We start from the raw sequence: 15,567 nt of genomic DNA, 5'->3' as shown, positions 1-15,567 counted from the left end.
TGAGTTGAGTTGAGATAATGAAGCAGATCCCCGGCATTTCGCAGGCTCCGATGCAGACACAGGAAAACGACGACGACGAGATCGACCTGATGGCCCTCGCCGGTGCGCTGGTCTCGGGATGGAAATGGATTCTGGCCGCCTTCGTGGTGGCGGTGTCGATCGGGGGCTTCGCGGCGCTGCGCAGTGCGCCGACCTATCAAGCCATGGGTCTGCTGCAACTCGAGCAGTCTCAGGACGCGCTCGCGCTGCCGGAGGGAATGAAGGATCTTTTCGCCTCGAGCGGCGGGAAATCCGAGGCCGAGACACAGATGGCGATCATGGAGTCGCGTCTCGTTCTGGGCCAGGCGGTAAAAAAGCTCGATCTCGAAACCTTCGCCTATCCCAAGCGCCTGCCGGTGTTTGGCCTTTTCCCGATGCATGTCGGTCTGCCGAGCTTCGGCCTTCTTCCGAGCTACCAATGGGGGCCGGAAAGCATTTCGGTCGGTCGGCTCAAGGTTCCCGATTTCTGGATCGGCGAGCAAATGCCTCTGACCGTCACAGGGCCGTCGAGCTACAGTATCGAGCTGCCCGACGGGACGATGCTGAACGGCGAGGTGGGTAAGGAAGTCACCAATGCTGATCGCAGCTTCGCGATCGCTGTTTCGGAGCTCAATGCACCCGAGAAACGCCAGTTCATCGTTGGTCGTCGCTCGCTCGATGCTGCCATCGGGATGGTGTCTTCACGGTTTTCGGTGACCGAGTCCCCGCGGGGCAGCTCGATCCTTCGCACGAGCTATCAGGATACCGAGCGCGCGCGGGCCGCGACCATTCTCGACGCAATCGCCAATGCCTTTCTGGAGCAGAATGTCGAACGCAACGCCGCCTCGGCCGAAAACAGCCTCGACTTCATTCAAGGCCAACTGCCGCAGGCGCGCAATAACGTCGCCGATGCCGAGCAGGCGCTCAACGAATATCGCCAGAAACAGCAATCGGTCGATGTGAATTACGAGACGCAGGCGTTGCTCGAAAGGGTGACGAAGATCGAGGGCGAGCTTTCGGCGCTCGATCTCAAGGAAGCGGAGCTGCAGAATCAGTATACCGTCAACCACCCCGCCTATCAGGCGCTATTGCAAAACCGCACGGAATTGCAGGCTCAGCTCGAACAAGCCAAACAGGCCACGCAAAGCCTGCCCGAGACGCAGAAGGACATTTTCAACCTGCAGCGCAATCTCGAGGTGGCCCAGCAGGTCTATACCCAGCTTCTGAATCGCAGCCAGGAATTGCAGGTGGTGCGGGCCTCGACCGTGGGCTCGGTGCGGATCATCGATACCGCCTATACCAACCCGATCCCCGTTGCGCCGCGCAAGGGCAGGATCATCGCGCTTGCGGCTCTTCTGGGTCTGATCGTGGGCGCTGGCATCGTGCTGCTGCGCCGTGCCCTGCGCAAGGGGATCAAGGGGGCCGAGGAAATCGAGGCGCTTGGCTTGCCGGTTTTCGCGACAGTGCCTTTTGCCGCAGAGGCGGCGGATCTGCGCAATCGCAAGGGAGTTCTGCCGATCTTTGCGCTGGATCATCCCGACGCAGTCGCAACCGAGGCACTGCGCTCGTTGCGCACCTCGCTGCATTTCGGACTGCTCGATGCGAAAACGCATTCGATTCAACTGACCTCCGCCTCGCCTGGCGTCGGCAAGAGTTTCACCGCGATCAACCTCGCAGTGGTCGCCGCTCAGGCGGGCCAGAAAGTTTGCGTAATCGATGCCGATATGCGGCGGGGCTATCTGCGCCGTTTCCTGCATCTGCCGAAGGATGCGCCGGGACTTTCGGATTATCTCGGGCACGAAAAGCCGCTCGACGAGGTCATCGTGACGGGGCCGGTCGAGGGTATGTCGGTCATCGTCGCGGGGCGCTACCCGCCCAACCCGTCCGAGCTGCTGATGCGCGCGGAATTTGCGAAGATGCTGGCCGAGCTCGACAATCGCTACGACCTGATCATCGTCGATGCCCCGCCCGCACTGGCGGTCACCGACCCGGTTGTGATTGGGCGTTCGGTCGGCGCGACGATCGCCATCGCTCGCCATCTTGAGACGATGCAGGGGGCGCTGCGGGCCGTGCAGGCGAGCTTCGAGGCGGCGGGCAGCTCCGTCACGGGGGCGGTGCTCAACGGTTTCAAGGCCAGTGAGGCCGAGCGCTACGGCGGTCATTACCAATACCATTACAACTACCGCTACAGCTATAAATCCGACGATTGAGCATGAACCGTCCTGGATTTTCGCGTCTTCGACAGTCGAGTGGCGCGGGACATCACGAGCCACCGGGTGCACAGCTATTTCGCAAAAGCCCGCGAAACTGCGGATGGAATTGTGCTCGGATGCCTCGTCGAGCAGGCGCGCGCCCGGCACAGAGGGGCGAGTGAGGTTTCCCAGTCCGTCTGAAAATCGGCCATCTGAACCCCGGACCCGGCGAGAGGATCTTTTGAGTGGCAATGTCAGCTGATGAACCTTTTTCGTGACGATTCTTTTCCGGGAGTTCCAAGCGCCCGGATCCCGTAGGGGGTGCTGCACATAGGGATGCGCTAGAAAGCGCTCATTGCAAAAATGAATTCTGGTAAAGTATTGGTTTTTAATGGATTATACGGGTTTGATCGCGGGGAGCTAAGGTTGCCGGTTCCGATCTCCGCCTTGGAAGGGAAACATCTTCGGGTTGCATTCCCTTCGCCAATGAGGATGAATTCGCTCATTATTGAACGAAATAATCGTGGCCCTCATGATCACCGAAACTCCCTGGTTCCTGGCTCAGCTCAAGCCCAACAGCGCGGCGATCGCACAGACACATCTGGAGAGGCAGGGCTTCACTACTTTCTTGCCGCGAGAGGTGCGCACGATTCGTCGCGCCGGTCGTTTTGAAAGAGCGCGTCGCCCGCTCTTTCCCGGATACCTTTTCGTCTCCTTCGACCCCGCACGCGGGCTCTGGCGAAAAATCAACGCGACGCGCGGCGTCAGTCGGCTTGTGAGCTTCGGCGCAGAGCCTCGCCAAGTGCCTTCTGGGCTCATTTCGGAACTCGTGGCGCAGTGCGACACAGAGGCCTGCCTCCAGTCCGAAGCCAGCTTCAGCGCTGGGGACACGGTGCGTGTGGCCAGTGGCCCTTTCACCGATCTGGTGGGGCGGATCGCAGAGATCGACCCTGACGCCCGTATCTGGGTGCTGCTCGATTTCATGGGCGGCGAGAGACGAATCGCGGTCGATCCCAAGGCGCTGCGTTCGGTCTGAGATCGTTCGGCCCAGGCGCGACGAGGGCATGAGCAGGTCTTCGAAGGTTTATCTGGCGAGGGCTTTCGAACGGCTCTGCGAAGCCCGAGATGAGCTGCCTTGCGACGGTTCTGTCAGACAAGGAAGTCTGGGTGAAGCCCCGGCTTTTGCGTGTCAGGGTTCCCGGGATCAGGTCAGCTAATCTTGGGGCGCGATCCCGCCGTCAGGATGGGAGAGCGCAGTCGCTCGCAACCAATCGAAACCAAAGACCATTGCGTGGGGAAGCGGTTCGCCTGCATCCGCAGCCGAACCTGCCCGGCGCTCTTCTCAAGGCGTCCGTGGAGCGCTAGTGGGCTTCCTTCGAATGCGTGTCGCTAGGGAGCGGCATCAGCCTGCTCTGGATGATCGCAAGCGCGCTCGAGAGCGAGGCAGCCTCGCGTGAACTCGTCGTTTCCTCGGGGAAGACCCGGTTGCCATTCGCAATGCTCTCGGCCGTCTTTGCGAGTCTTTCGACCGGGCGCAGGAGCAACTTGAGAAACACCAGCGTCACGATGAGCATGCCCAGTGCCGCCACCGCCACCGTCGAGAGCGTGACTTCGGTCAGGACCGGCAGGTCATTCGACATATTGTCCTGCCGCAGCACCGCAAACACGCGCCAGCCGAACGCGGGAAGGCTCTTCCAGACGAAATTGGGTGCGTAGGCATAGGTGTCCCCGTTCGTGTCTCCGACGAGATGGAAGGCGCCAGATGAGTTGCTTCGCAGGCTTGCGCTCGCGGTCAGGTTCTCGGGGATCGGCTTGACCGTGTGGCGCGTGTCGATCACGAAATCGCCGTTTACGTCCTGAATGACCACATCGACACCGAGGTCACTGCTGGCCTTGAGGAGGAAGCTCCGCACCCACTCGATCCGCAGTCGGTAGACGAGCACACCCATCGTCTGTCCATGGGGGCCGATCACGGGGGTCGACAGGTTCAGATAGCGTTCCAGCTCGCCGGTGCGTTCGTTCTCGACCGTTCCGGCTTCGGTAATGGTTTCGATCGACGGTCTGCGGAGACCATCGCGGAACCACTGCTTTGCGCTGATATTCGTCCCTTCCTGCAGACGGTTCGAGCCGGATTTGATCGTTCCATCCAACGACGCAAACCCTGCCCAAGCAACCTGTCCCCCGGTCTGGGCGACCGCGTCCATGAATTTGTTCATGTCTTCCTGAGAGGCGGAACCGATGCTTTTGGCGACAGCGTGAAGACTGTCCCATTCGCGCGTCAGCGCCGTATTGAAGCTGAGTGCGACCGCATCAGCGCCCCTGAGCACCAGTTTGTGCTCGATCGATTTCTGGAATTCCAGAGCTTGCTTGGAGACAACCTCAGTGACGAATGCGGCCGTCGCCACAACGATAAGAACCATTGCGATCGCGGTGCGCAGAAAGATGCCCGACAGATCCAGATTTCGAGGAGCGCGCATATTCGTTACTATCCTGAGTTGCTCGGAAAAAACAAAAATCGTTTTGAATCGATTATATAGTAAATGTGGCAAAAAGGTGAGGCTCAATTATTTCTTCTTAAGATTGTGCTCTGCGGGTTGCAAAGCGAGGTGCTATGCAAAACACTCCGGCAGAATGAAGCCTCCGGTTCACGGAGCGCGGGTGGCATTCGAGGGATGCGCCCAAAGGGCAGCGGTTTACAGGAAATCAAGCAATGCGCAGAGTTTACGGTTTAGGCATCGCTGTCGCGACGGGTGTCGCACTGTCATTGGGGCATGCCCACGAAGCGCGCGCCGACGGGGTGTTTTTTCAGGTCGATGCCGCGCAGAATACCTCTGACACCGTCTTTTCGATGACCCGAGGCAAGGTGAGCTTCGGAGCGAACTTCTCGGATTACGAGGGCGGCTGGTCGACCGGTGCGTCGCTCTCGCGTGATTTCGTCGTCGACGGAATCGGCACGCTGAAGATCGGACCGAGCGTCGGCAAGACCCTTTCGGAAGGCAATTGGCGATTGGGGGCGAAAGTCGCTGTGGAGCGTTACACGCCGACTGCCTTCGGTCATGTCTTCGTTCTGGCCCAGTACAACACCATCGGCCAGGACTGGTTCGCTCTCTTCCAGGCAGGCAACAAGTCCGGCTTCGGACTCGAGCTTTCGGCAGGCGGAAGCGACACCTATTCCGAGCGCACCGTCGCGTTCTCCAAGAAGATCGGCGATGGGCCGGTTGCGATCCGGGCGGGCTATCACGTGTTCGCTGAAGAGGCCTTCCTGGGCTTCACCATCAATACCTTTTGAGCGGTGCGGCCCGGCTAGTCCTCGGAAGAATATTTCGGAAGGAAGCGGCCGTAGAGGTCACGCAGGAGCGCGCCTGCATGGACATGGCTGACGCCTGGCTCGTCGCCTTCGGCATGGAGGCGCACCAGGAGCTCTTCGCGTTGCGCCTCGTTGGGCAGAAGCTGCAAACGCGCACCGTCGCGGGTCTTGGCGATGACATAGCATGCGATCGGCCCGGAGATCTGGTCGATCGTGAGCATGCCGTAGGTCCGCTCCGGAAAGGTCACGCCGCGCACGCGCACCGTGTCCATCGTCAAGGAGGTGATCCAGAGCCAGTATTCCACGCCGTCGGACTCGAAGGTGGTATGCTCGGGCTCATCGGCCACATGGATCTCGCGACGCGGCAGCTCGACACAGGCGCGGCAGGTCATGGCGAGCACGAAAAGGTTGTAGATCGTCCAGAACAGGATCACCCATTTGCCGTCGCCTGCATCAAAATAGGCGAAACGATCCCAGATAATCCCGATCAGAAGCCCGCCCAGCGTCAGGAAGAACATGACGAGGAAGGGGGCCATGATGCGCCATTGGATGACCACCCGTGAGCGGTCGCCGCCCTTTGCCGTCACCGAAAAAGGATGGCCATAGGGCTGAAGCAACCCGGTAAAGGCCGCGCGCGTGATCGGGATCGCGGCGATGAGCTGACTCACATCGTTGAGCAGCGGGACGACCATGCCGCGACTGAGCATGTTCAGCGCCATCAAGCTCCAGAGGTAATAGACCCCGAAGTAGCTCAGAACATCCGACAACCCTGCATTCACGACAGTAATGTTGAAGTACCAATAGAGCAGAGGATAGCAGATCGCAGCGATCCGGAAGGTGAAAGTCGTGGTCCAGTAGAAGATCGAATCGATGACGCTCCAGCGATCGCGCAGGCGCAGGTTGCTCTTGGCAAACGGGCCGAGCGAAGAACGCGCGATCTGCATCAGGCCGAGGCACCAGCGGGCGCGCTGGGTCACGTATTCCTTGAGCCCTTCGGGCGCCAGACCTTCGGTGAGTGGCTCGGTGAGGTAAACGGTTTTCCAGCCCGCGTTCTGCAGTGCCAGCGTCAGCATGAAATCCTCGGTCACGCTTTCGGTGTTGAAGCCGCCGATCTCGCGTAGGGCGCTCCACCGGCAGATCGAGGAAGTGCCGCAGCAAAAGGCGATCCCCCAGCCGTCGCGCGAGGGCTGCATCTGGTCGAAGAAGAAGCGCTGCTCGTCGGGATAGGAGCTTTTGAGGCCGAAGTTCTGCTGGATCGGATCGGGGTTGAAATAGTGCTGGGGCGTCTGCACGAGACCCACCGCCGGGTCGTGAAACAGGGCTAGCGTGCGCGAGATGAAGCCGCGATGGGGCACGAAATCGGCATCGAGGATTGCGACGTATTCGGGTTGTCTTTCCTCTTCGGCCAGACGATCGAGCGCGTGATTGATATTGCCGGCCTTTTGCCCTTCGTTATCGGGGCGGCGCATGTAGCGCACGTCATGCGCTTCGCAAAGATCGCGCAGCCAGTCGCGTCGGTTGTCATCGCAGACGATTACCATCTTGTTGTGATGGCGCAGGAATTTCGCTCCGACGATCGTCCGTTCGAGGATGTCGCGATCCTCGTTGTAGGTCGCGATCAGGATCGCGACGAGCGGCGCTTCTTCGGCCGACAGGTTCGCGTGTTCGTCGGCTTCCTCGCTGCGCGCCTTGGTTCGCGACAGGATCAGGAAAGCGCTCAGAGAGCCGATCATCGTGAGCGCTTCGAGGGCGAAGAGCGACCAGCTTGCAGCAACGTCGAGGGTCAGCCCCGGCGGGGCCAGGGTCTGTGTCGCGCGCCACCAGATATAGCGCAGGGCAAGCAGGGCACTGATCCCGAGCAGCACAGAGCGGTGCAAGTTGCGCTTGGGATCCATGAAACCCCGCGCCACGACCATGAAGCCGACCACAAGTATCAGCTGGACTGCCGCCGAGCCTATCTCTCCGAGTTGGGGATACGGGATCATGCCAAGCCGCCGTCAGCGACTGAAATCGAGCGGGCGCTTTTCGAAAAAGACCCTCCCGGTCCGCCCCACCGCGCAGTCCACCTCGGGGTCGGATTTCAGGCCCGGAACCAGCAAGGTCACATCGTAACGTTCAAGATGTTTCTGGCTCGGTGCGATCGCGAGGTTCTGGTAGATCGAGGCCGCGCCGCTGCCGGCAAGACGGGCGATCGTCGCAGCGTAAGTGCTGCCGTTCGATGCCAGCTTGAAGGTGGCTGCGTCGCCCACATGCAGGCGGTTGTAGATCCCCTCGCTGACCGAGGCGGTCACGATCGAAACGTCGCAGTCCACGAGCTTCAGGATCGAGTCGCCGCGCTGGATTGCCACGCCGTCTGCCTGAAGGTTTTCCCAGTAAAGCCCGTTCACCGGCGACATTATCGAATTGGTCGAAAGCGTATTTACCCGTGTCAGCTCCCGCGCGCTGCGATCGGTGAGGGCCCGGAGACGGCTCTGCGCATGAGCGAGAGCCACCTCAAGGGAGGTGATTTCGCCGTCAAGTTCGAGTCCGCGCTGCTCGGAATTCGGCGCGTCGTTATACCCATCGCCAAGGAAGACCCCCTTCTTGGCGGCTTCGAGAGAGATCTTTAGCAGCGCCACGTCCTCGCGCAGCTGGGCGAGCGGCTCGGTGCTCGCGGCGGAGGCTTTCGTGGCCTTCGAAGTGCCCGCATCGGGTTTCGTGTCCCCTGTTTCCGCGCGATCGAGCCGTGCCTGGGCGAATTCCAGCTTCGTCTCGATCTCGGCAATGCGTTGTTGCCGGAAAATCGCCGTGCGCTCGACATAGGTCTGACGTTGCGCGCGCCTGGCATTCAGATCGCCCCGGATCTGATCGACATTCGCCTGCGCGATCGTCTTCTCCATCTTGAGGTCGTTCAGTCGGGTTGTGTCCGCGAGGGTGTCGTCGACGCTCGCCAGCAGTTCACCCTTATTAACGTGGGCACCCAGCGGGCGTCTCGGGAGCTGGAGGTTTCCGGCGGTGCTGGAGCGCACCGTCACCACGGGCGCATTGACGACGGCATCCGCGCTGACCCCCGACATTTGTTCTCCGATGATCACCCAGAGCGCACCTGCGACCAGAACGACACCGATTACGGGGCGGAAGGTTTTCAATGAGACGCTCCTCGGGATTGTTCGGTTGCTCGCGGTGAGGCGGCAACTCTCAACAATCTATAATCGTGCAAATCTGCCAGCGCGCAACCTCAAGCTGCGGTGAGTGTTGTGGATTTGCAGACAGCCTGGAGATTGCCGTTGATCGCTGCGCACAGGCCGCGCCCGCGCTGTCGCGTCGTCGATGGCCCGCTTTCTGTCGCTCGCCAATTTTGACGCACCAACGACACGCATTGGCGCAGTCCAGGTTCGATCATCTTCAGGCGCACGCTGCTGCGCCCGCGAAGCCCTGGTGAATCTCGATACTTACGATGCGAAATTTTGGCGCGAGATCTGGTTTTGCTGGCGGGACAGGAAAAACGCATTGTTCTGGCGCGCGGCTCTGATCGCGTTCTTGAGCCGAACCTCGGAGATAGGTGATTTCAGCGTGACGTCGCAGGCTTGCATGCGTTCACAGGTGAAGTCATCTGCGCGCATCTCGCTGGAGACCAGGATCACGGGCAAAGCGGGAGATGCGCGCCGTACACGCAAACAGAAGTCGATCGTGTCTTCGATCTCTCCGAGATAGTCGCCGTCAACCATCAAGACGTCGATCTCTTCTGAGTGAAGCGCGAGCCAGCTCGTCGCGAGAAGTCCCTCGGAACAAACAAGAAGCTCTGCATCTTCCCGTTTGCAGATTTGGCCGATCTCACTGCTGAGCATGGGCGAGTCGCCACAGAAGATGATGCACCGTTTCGGCAGGAGCCCGGATGCCGCGAAGCCAGAGCCTCCTCCCGTCGATGTCCTGGATCTTCGATCTTGGGAGGGTTCGTCTGTGGTATTCGCTTTTCCCGCGACGCTTCTGAGGAACACTCGAGTCATCTCAATATCCTTGAAAAATCGGCCCGAAATTGCGGGGTTGGAAAATGTGCTTCAAAACCAGCGTACAAAACAATTTAAGGGAGAGTCTTAGAGAAATCACAACTTTGAGGCGAAATTGTGCCAAGCCTCTTTCGTCACGGATGTCATTCTCGGTTTGATCGGCAGAAAATACTGCGTTCTCTGATGTTTACGTTTTTTGCCCTTCGCGCTCACCGGCGCAATTGCCGCCGATTGCGGGTAGGTCTAAGCGGTAGGGTGGCCCCTCATCAGTCGTTTCTAGCCTTGCAGATCGGTTGAATCAAGAAGTGATTTGCAATCATAGGTTGAATGCTGGATGATCGTGGCTCATGAACCCGAGGGTTAAAAAGAGATGACGCCAAGTACTTTTTTTACGCCTCACGATCGCACCATAAAATGTGTGGAGTGGAAGAACGGGGCGATGTCGATTCACTTTCGTGACGGGGAGACCGTTCTCTATCGAGGTGTACCCGAGATCGCCTACCGGACCTATGTGTCGGGCTACCTGAAGATATCTTTGGAAGATTGTCGGGAGTTCGAGACGCACTGACGACTCCGCTCGGGGTGCATGCGTGGTTGGAATGAGCAGCGTCACGATATGTGGCCGCTGTATTGGAACTCGCTGCTGCCTTGCTGGATCGCGCGTGTCCCTCACGCCTTTCTCACACGCGGTATCGCCCCGGCTCGAACCGACTTGCGGGCATGGCACAGGGCGCCGCGGGGAACGCTCTCACGAGAGCGCCACGATGACACAGACCTTGGTCATCCTCCCGGTGGTTCAGTATTCGAAACGAAAGACAGGCGGCTTGCGACCGGACAGCGCGACGGGCCGCCCTTGCTCCAATTCGATCCGGTTCAATGCGCGGCGGCCATGGTCCGACGAAACCTCTTGATCGCCACCACGAAGAACGCCGCGCTCAGTACTGACATGATCACCATGTTGGGCCAGACGATCGAAAGCCCTGCGCCGCGATAGAGGATTGCCTGCGAGAACGCGACGAAATGGGTCGAGGGGGATATCTGCATCACGTTCTGCAACCAGACCGGCATCGATTCCATCGGCGTCGTGCTGCCGGACAGGAGGTTCATTACGACCAGAACGGGCAAGGCCAGAAGTCCGAACTGGGGCATCGACGTGGTAAAGGTCGCCAGTAGGATGCCCAGCCCCGTGACCGACACGAGATAGAGCGCCGCCCCCAGAATGAAGAGCGGGATCGAGCCCGCAACCGGCACGCCCAAAAGCAGCTGCACCACCAGAAAGATCGACAGGATCGCCGCGACAATGATCGCAAGGCCGTTGGCCCAGATCTTGGCGACCATGATCTCTGAGGGCGTGACGGGCATGACCAGAAGATGCTCGATCGTGCCATGCTCGCGCTCGCGGATCAGCGCGGCGCCGGTCAGGAGAACCGACAGGATGGTGATATTGTTGATGACCTGCATCACCGAGGAAAACCAGACCGTGTTGCGGTTGGGATTGAACAAGGTGCGCACCACAAGATTGATGGTAAGCGCGCTGGTGCTGTCATCGCCGGAGACGAATTTCGTGACCTCTGCGAGGATGATCTCTTGCAGGAAGACCGAGCCATTGCCCGCCTGCACCATTGCCGTGGCATCGACATCGAGCAGGATTTCCGGCTGGTATCCGGCCAGAACATCGGCTTCGAAATGGGGCGGAATTGTCAGGACGAAGACATATTTTCCGCGATCCATCACCTCTTGGACCTGATTGGCCGATATCTCTTCTGGCGGATTGAATTCCGGGGGAAGGATCGCGCTCAGGATACGTCCGCTAAGGGCGGAGCGGTCCTGATCGACATAGGCGACCGAGGCATTGAGCACTTCGAGTTTGGCGCCCGTCGCCACCGAGTAGACCGCGAAGCTGAAGATATAGACGATCAGCACGATCAGCACGGGGTCAGCGCGCAGGCTGCTGAGCTCTTTCAGACCGAGCCGGAAGACATTGCTGAGCCAAGTTTTCATCTCAGCGCTCCTGCTTTCGAAGGGCCAGGATCGCCACGGCGACGAAGAACAGCGCGAACCCCGCCAGCATGAGGAGGTTCTGCCATAGCTCAGCGAAGCCCAGGGCCTTGGTGAACGTGCCGACGCTGATCTGTTGATACCAGGCAGACGGGAAGGCGAGACCGATGAGTCTCCCGCTGCCCGAAAGCGACGAGACGGGCACCAACAACCCCGAGAAGTTGACCGCAGGAATGATTGAGATCACGGCTGCGGCGAAGGTCGCGGCCACCTGCGTGCGCGTGAAAGCGGAGATCAGCACGCCAAAGCCCGTCGCCGCCATGACGTAGAGCAACGTCCCGAGCAGGAGGGTGCCGACAGAGCCCTTGGGCGTCACGCCGAATACGCCATAAGCCATCATCATCAGCGTGACGAAACTGAGCAGCGCGATCACGACATAGGGGAGTTGCTTGCCCAGAATGAATTCGGTCCGTGTCACCGGGGTGGAGCGGAAATTGGCGATCGAGCCGGTCTCTTTTTCGCGCACCACCCCCATCGCCGACATCATCGAGGGGATCAGGATCAGCATCAGCATGATCACCGAGGGGATCATCGCATAGACGCTTTCGAAGGACTGGTTGTAGCGAAACCGGGTCTCGATGCTGGCGGCCGATGTGTCAATCACGCGTCCATAAGTGCGCTCGATTTGATCTGACATGTAAGAGGCCGCAAGGCCCGAGAGATAGCCGCGCGCGGTTTCGGCACGGAAGGGCATCGCGCCATCGATCAGGACGCGCACCTCGGGATCTTCGCCCTGCAAAAGGTCTTTGCCGAAATCGGGCGGGATCTCGATGCCGATGACGACCTCCGCGTTCTTCAGGCGGGCGTTCAGATTGCTGGCGCTGGTCGCAGGGGGCTGTTCGGAAAACCAGCGCGAGCCGGAGAAACTTTCCATCAGCTCGCGGCTCTCGGCGCTCTGGTCCTGATCGAACACTGCGTAGGGCAGGTCCTGAACATCGAAGGAAATGCCATATCCGAAGGTCAGCATCAGGATAAGCGGGCCGAAAAACGCGAAGCTCAAGCGGATCTTGTCGCGCAGCAGTTCGAGGCTTTCGCGCCGCGTAAAGGCCCATAGCCGGGCAGGGTCGAAGATGCGATTGCGCGGCGCGGCGCTTTGGGTGTCGGCATGGAAGGCGGGGGGCTGGGGCGCGTGATCTGAGCTCGTATCGGCCTCGCGCAGATAGCTGACGAAGGCGTCTTCCAGATTGTCCGTGCCCTTGCTCCGCGCCAGATCCTTCGGGGAGCCCACCGCCAGAACCCGCCCCGCATGCATCAGCGAGATCCGGTCACAGCGTTCCGCCTCATTCATGAAATGCGTCGAGACAAAGATCGTGACGCCGTGATTGCGCGACAGGTCGATCAGGTATTGCCAGAAACTGTCGCGTGCCACCGGATCGACGCCCGATGTCGGCTCGTCGAGGATGAGCACCTCTGGCGAATGGATCAGCGCCACGGCGAGTTGAAGGCGTTGGCGCATGCCCAGCGGCAGACCATCGGGGCTCTTCTCGGCCTCTTCCGAGAGGTCGAAAGTCTCGAGCATGTCGCGAACCCGCTGGGCGCGGGTTTCCACGGGCAGCTGGTAAAGCTCGGCGTGAAGTTCGAGGTTCCTGCGGACACTGAGCTCTGTGTAGAGCGAGAAGGATTGCGACATGTAACCAACACGTCGCCGTGTCGCCATGTCGCCGGTATTCAGCTCTTCGCCAAAGAGCAGCGCCTTGCCTTCGCTGCTCGGCTGAAGGCCGGTGAGCATCTTCATGGTCGTGGTCTTGCCGCATCCATTCGAACCAAGGAAGCCGAAGATCTCGCCGCGCTCGATCTTGAAATCCACATGATCGACGGCGGTGAAGTCTCCGAAGCGGCATGTGAGGCCCTGCGCCTCGATTGCGGGCGGGCCGTCGGTGAGCGTGCGTGGGGGCACGATCACCTCGTGATGGCCTGCGCGTTCGGCTTCGGGCAGAAGCTTGATGAAAGCCTGCTCCAGCGTAGCTTCGCCAGCCTGTGCGCGGATCTCTGCGGGTGCTCCGGTGGCGATAACCTGACCGTTCGACATCGCCGCGAGCCAGTCGAAACGCTCTGCCTCGTCCATGTAGGCTGTGGCGACGATCACGCTCATCGTGGGGCGCACGCTGCGGATGCGTTCGATGAGTTCCCAGAATTGCTGGCGTGAGAGAGGATCGACGCCAGTGGTCGGCTCGTCGAGGATCATCAGGTCGGGATCGTGGATCAGTGCAGAGCAAAGCGAAAGCTTTTGCTTCATCCCGCCCGAGAGCTTACCCGCGGCCCGGTCGGGAAACGGGTCGAGGCCCGTCGACCGCAACAGATCGTCGATGCGTGCGCGCCGTTCGTCTTCGGGTTGCCCGAAGAGGCGGCCAAAGAAATCGAGGTTCTCGCGCACGCTCAGCGTCGGGTAGAGATTGCGCCCCAGACCTTGTGGCATGTAGGCGATGCGGTGATTGCAGCTCCGCAAATGGGCGTGGTCGCGAATATCGCCGCCCAGCACCGTTGCCTCGCCTGTCTGCAGCTTGCGGACCCCGGCGACCAGTGCCAGCAGCGAGGATTTACCCACCCCGTCCGGCCCGATCAGCCCAGCCATGCAACCCGCCGGAATATCAAGGCTTACATTGTCCAGCGCGCAAGTGGTGCCGTAGCGGTGGGTGATGCCCGACAGGCTTGCGACCAGAGCGCGCGTCATTGTGGCAGCTTCACCTGAAGCGTCTCGGGCCACTGCGCGCTGTCATTCACACGCACATAGCCGATCCCGGCCACGCCCGCCTTCGCCTGTTGCTGATATTTTGCCAGCAGCTCGGGGGAGATCGACAGTTTTACGCGGAACATCAGCTGTTCGCGTTCATCCGAAGTCTCGACCGATTTCGGTGTGAATTGCGCTGTGCTGGCGACGAAAGTCACCGTTGCGGGGATGACGTATTCGGGGATCGGATCGAGGATCAGCCGTGCTTGCGCCCCGATCGACAGCCGCCCGGCATCGGCCGCGGGCAAAAAGATCGTCATGTAGATATCGGTCAGATCGGTGAGCGTCACGACAGTGCCACCCGCGGCGACGATCTCGCCGCTCTTGATCAGGATATATTGCACGCGCCCGTCATGGGGTGCCTTGAGCTCCATGTCGGACTGGACGCTCTTGAGTTGCTCGACCGAGGCATTCGCAGCTGCGATCGTTGCGCTGGCGAGATCGATTCCCGCAGCAGCCGAGGCGACCGCAGCCTGCGCGGTGGTCAGGGAGTTGCGCACGGTATCGAGCTGCTCCTGTGTCGCGTGGCCGTTCGCGGCCAGCTTCGCCGTGCGGTCGAATTCGCTCTGGACATACTGCTCTTCGGAGAGGCGCTGCCTCGACAGGGCCTCTGCCTGGATCTTCTGTTGTTGGGCCTGAAGCACGGCGGCCTCGGCGGCGCGGAGCTGGGCATCGATCTCCGCGGAATCCATCCGGGCGACTGTCTCTCCCGCCTTCACCCAATCCCCTTCAGAGACGAGAACTTCGGAAATCCGGCCCGCCATCTTGGCGGAAACATCGATACGCTCGGCCTCGATGCGCCCATTGCTCATCGCAAAGCCTGCGGGCAGGGCAGGGGTCTTCGTTTCCAGCCAGTAGTAATATCCGCCCCCTGCGATCACCAGTATGGCCGCGAGGATGAGATATACAGGTTTCCATCGCATGGGCTCTGTCTCCAGTTCTCGCGGGGCGCAACCGGGCGAAGGGTCGCCGGGCGGTCATCCTGCAGGGCAGCGCTTTTCTGCGCTGCGGCGAAGCATATGCCTTTGGCATAGCAGTAGCGAATTATTGAAGTCAACGAGAGCGAGACGGCATAACGGCCATGCGCAGGCATCACGATCGTCCATGTTTGCCGGAGCGTTTCTGATGCGCCACCATATCTTTACAGTGCAAAGAGGGTAAATGCAGATTTCCGCCTTTGCAGTTCCCGGTTTTCGACCTTTTGCCTATAGTCGGCACTTCGCAGAAAATACGATAAATCCCTCACACATCACAAAAACCTGTTGATCGAAGTCAAAG

11 protein-coding genes are annotated in these 15,567 nt (G+C 60.2%); 4 read left to right on the top strand and 7 right to left on the bottom strand.

The annotated features are described in order from the left end of the window. The first annotated feature begins 50 nt into the window (after positions 1 to 50). A complete protein-coding gene (locus BMG00_RS12555; protein WP_093470126.1) occupies positions 51 to 2,228 on the top strand; it encodes a polysaccharide biosynthesis tyrosine autokinase in 2,178 nt (725 codons plus the stop codon). Between the two features lie 514 nt (positions 2,229 to 2,742). Then, positions 2,743 to 3,246, top strand: coding sequence for a transcription termination/antitermination protein NusG (nusG, locus tag BMG00_RS17920; RefSeq protein WP_078574560.1), 504 nt, complete (start codon positions 2,743 to 2,745; stop codon positions 3,244 to 3,246). Positions 3,247 to 3,571: 325 nt separating this feature from the next. Here nusG and BMG00_RS12545 read toward each other — a convergent pair whose 3' ends face one another. After that, positions 3,572 to 4,774, bottom strand: a complete 1,203-nt coding sequence (locus BMG00_RS12545; RefSeq protein ID WP_146642635.1) for a cache domain-containing protein — start codon at positions 4,772 to 4,774, stop codon at positions 3,572 to 3,574. Between the two features lie 146 nt (positions 4,775 to 4,920). On the opposite strand from BMG00_RS12545, the gene BMG00_RS12540 reads away from it, so the two are divergent. Then, positions 4,921 to 5,499 carry a hypothetical protein gene (locus BMG00_RS12540; protein ID WP_078530371.1) on the top strand — a complete coding sequence of 193 codons (579 nt, stop codon included), beginning with the start codon at positions 4,921 to 4,923 and terminating at the stop codon, positions 5,497 to 5,499. 14 nt (positions 5,500 to 5,513) lie between these two features. Here the strand turns inward: BMG00_RS12540 and BMG00_RS12535 are convergent, their stop codons facing one another. The 3 genes from BMG00_RS12535 to BMG00_RS12525 form a co-directional block, all read right to left on the bottom strand. After that, a complete protein-coding gene (locus BMG00_RS12535; RefSeq protein ID WP_078574559.1) occupies positions 5,514 to 7,502 on the bottom strand; it encodes a glycosyltransferase family 2 protein in 1,989 nt (662 codons plus the stop codon). Positions 7,503 to 7,514: 12 nt separating this feature from the next. Further along, positions 7,515 to 8,645 carry an HlyD family secretion protein gene (locus BMG00_RS12530; RefSeq protein ID WP_078530373.1) on the bottom strand — a complete coding sequence of 377 codons (1,131 nt, stop codon included), beginning with the start codon at positions 8,643 to 8,645 and terminating at the stop codon, positions 7,515 to 7,517. A gap of 303 nt (positions 8,646 to 8,948) precedes the next feature. After that, positions 8,949 to 9,344: a response regulator gene (locus BMG00_RS12525; protein ID WP_078530374.1), complete on the bottom strand. Its 396-nt coding sequence runs from the start codon at positions 9,342 to 9,344 to the stop codon at positions 8,949 to 8,951. Positions 9,345 to 9,942: 598 nt separating this feature from the next. Here BMG00_RS12525 and BMG00_RS17890 point away from each other — a divergent pair. Further along, on the top strand, positions 9,943 to 10,071 hold the full coding sequence (locus tag BMG00_RS17890) for a hypothetical protein (RefSeq protein ID WP_273069956.1): 129 nt from the start codon (positions 9,943 to 9,945) through the stop codon (positions 10,069 to 10,071). A 305-nt stretch (positions 10,072 to 10,376) separates the two neighbouring features. Here BMG00_RS17890 and BMG00_RS12520 read toward each other — a convergent pair whose 3' ends face one another. Genes BMG00_RS12520 through BMG00_RS12510 form a run of 3 tightly spaced genes read right to left on the bottom strand, consistent with a single transcriptional unit; the run spans position 10,377 to position 15,212 of the window. Beyond that, positions 10,377 to 11,504 carry an ABC transporter permease gene (locus BMG00_RS12520; RefSeq protein ID WP_078574558.1) on the bottom strand — a complete coding sequence of 376 codons (1,128 nt, stop codon included), beginning with the start codon at positions 11,502 to 11,504 and terminating at the stop codon, positions 10,377 to 10,379. A gap of 1 nt (position 11,505) precedes the next feature. Then, positions 11,506 to 14,232, bottom strand: a complete 2,727-nt coding sequence (gene rbbA / locus BMG00_RS12515; protein WP_078574557.1) for a ribosome-associated ATPase/putative transporter RbbA — start codon at positions 14,230 to 14,232, stop codon at positions 11,506 to 11,508. Beyond that, positions 14,229 to 15,212, bottom strand: coding sequence for an HlyD family secretion protein (locus BMG00_RS12510; protein ID WP_078574556.1), 984 nt, complete (start codon positions 15,210 to 15,212; stop codon positions 14,229 to 14,231). Before BMG00_RS12510 ends, rbbA begins: the two co-directional genes overlap by 4 nt. Positions 15,213 to 15,567: the final 355 nt, after the last annotated feature.

The organism is Thioclava marina, assembly GCF_002020135.1.
Taxonomy (GTDB): domain Bacteria; phylum Pseudomonadota; class Alphaproteobacteria; order Rhodobacterales; family Rhodobacteraceae; genus Thioclava; species Thioclava marina.
The sequence above is the reverse complement of the archived record's forward strand: the minus strand, read 5'-3'. Positions and strand labels throughout refer to the sequence as shown.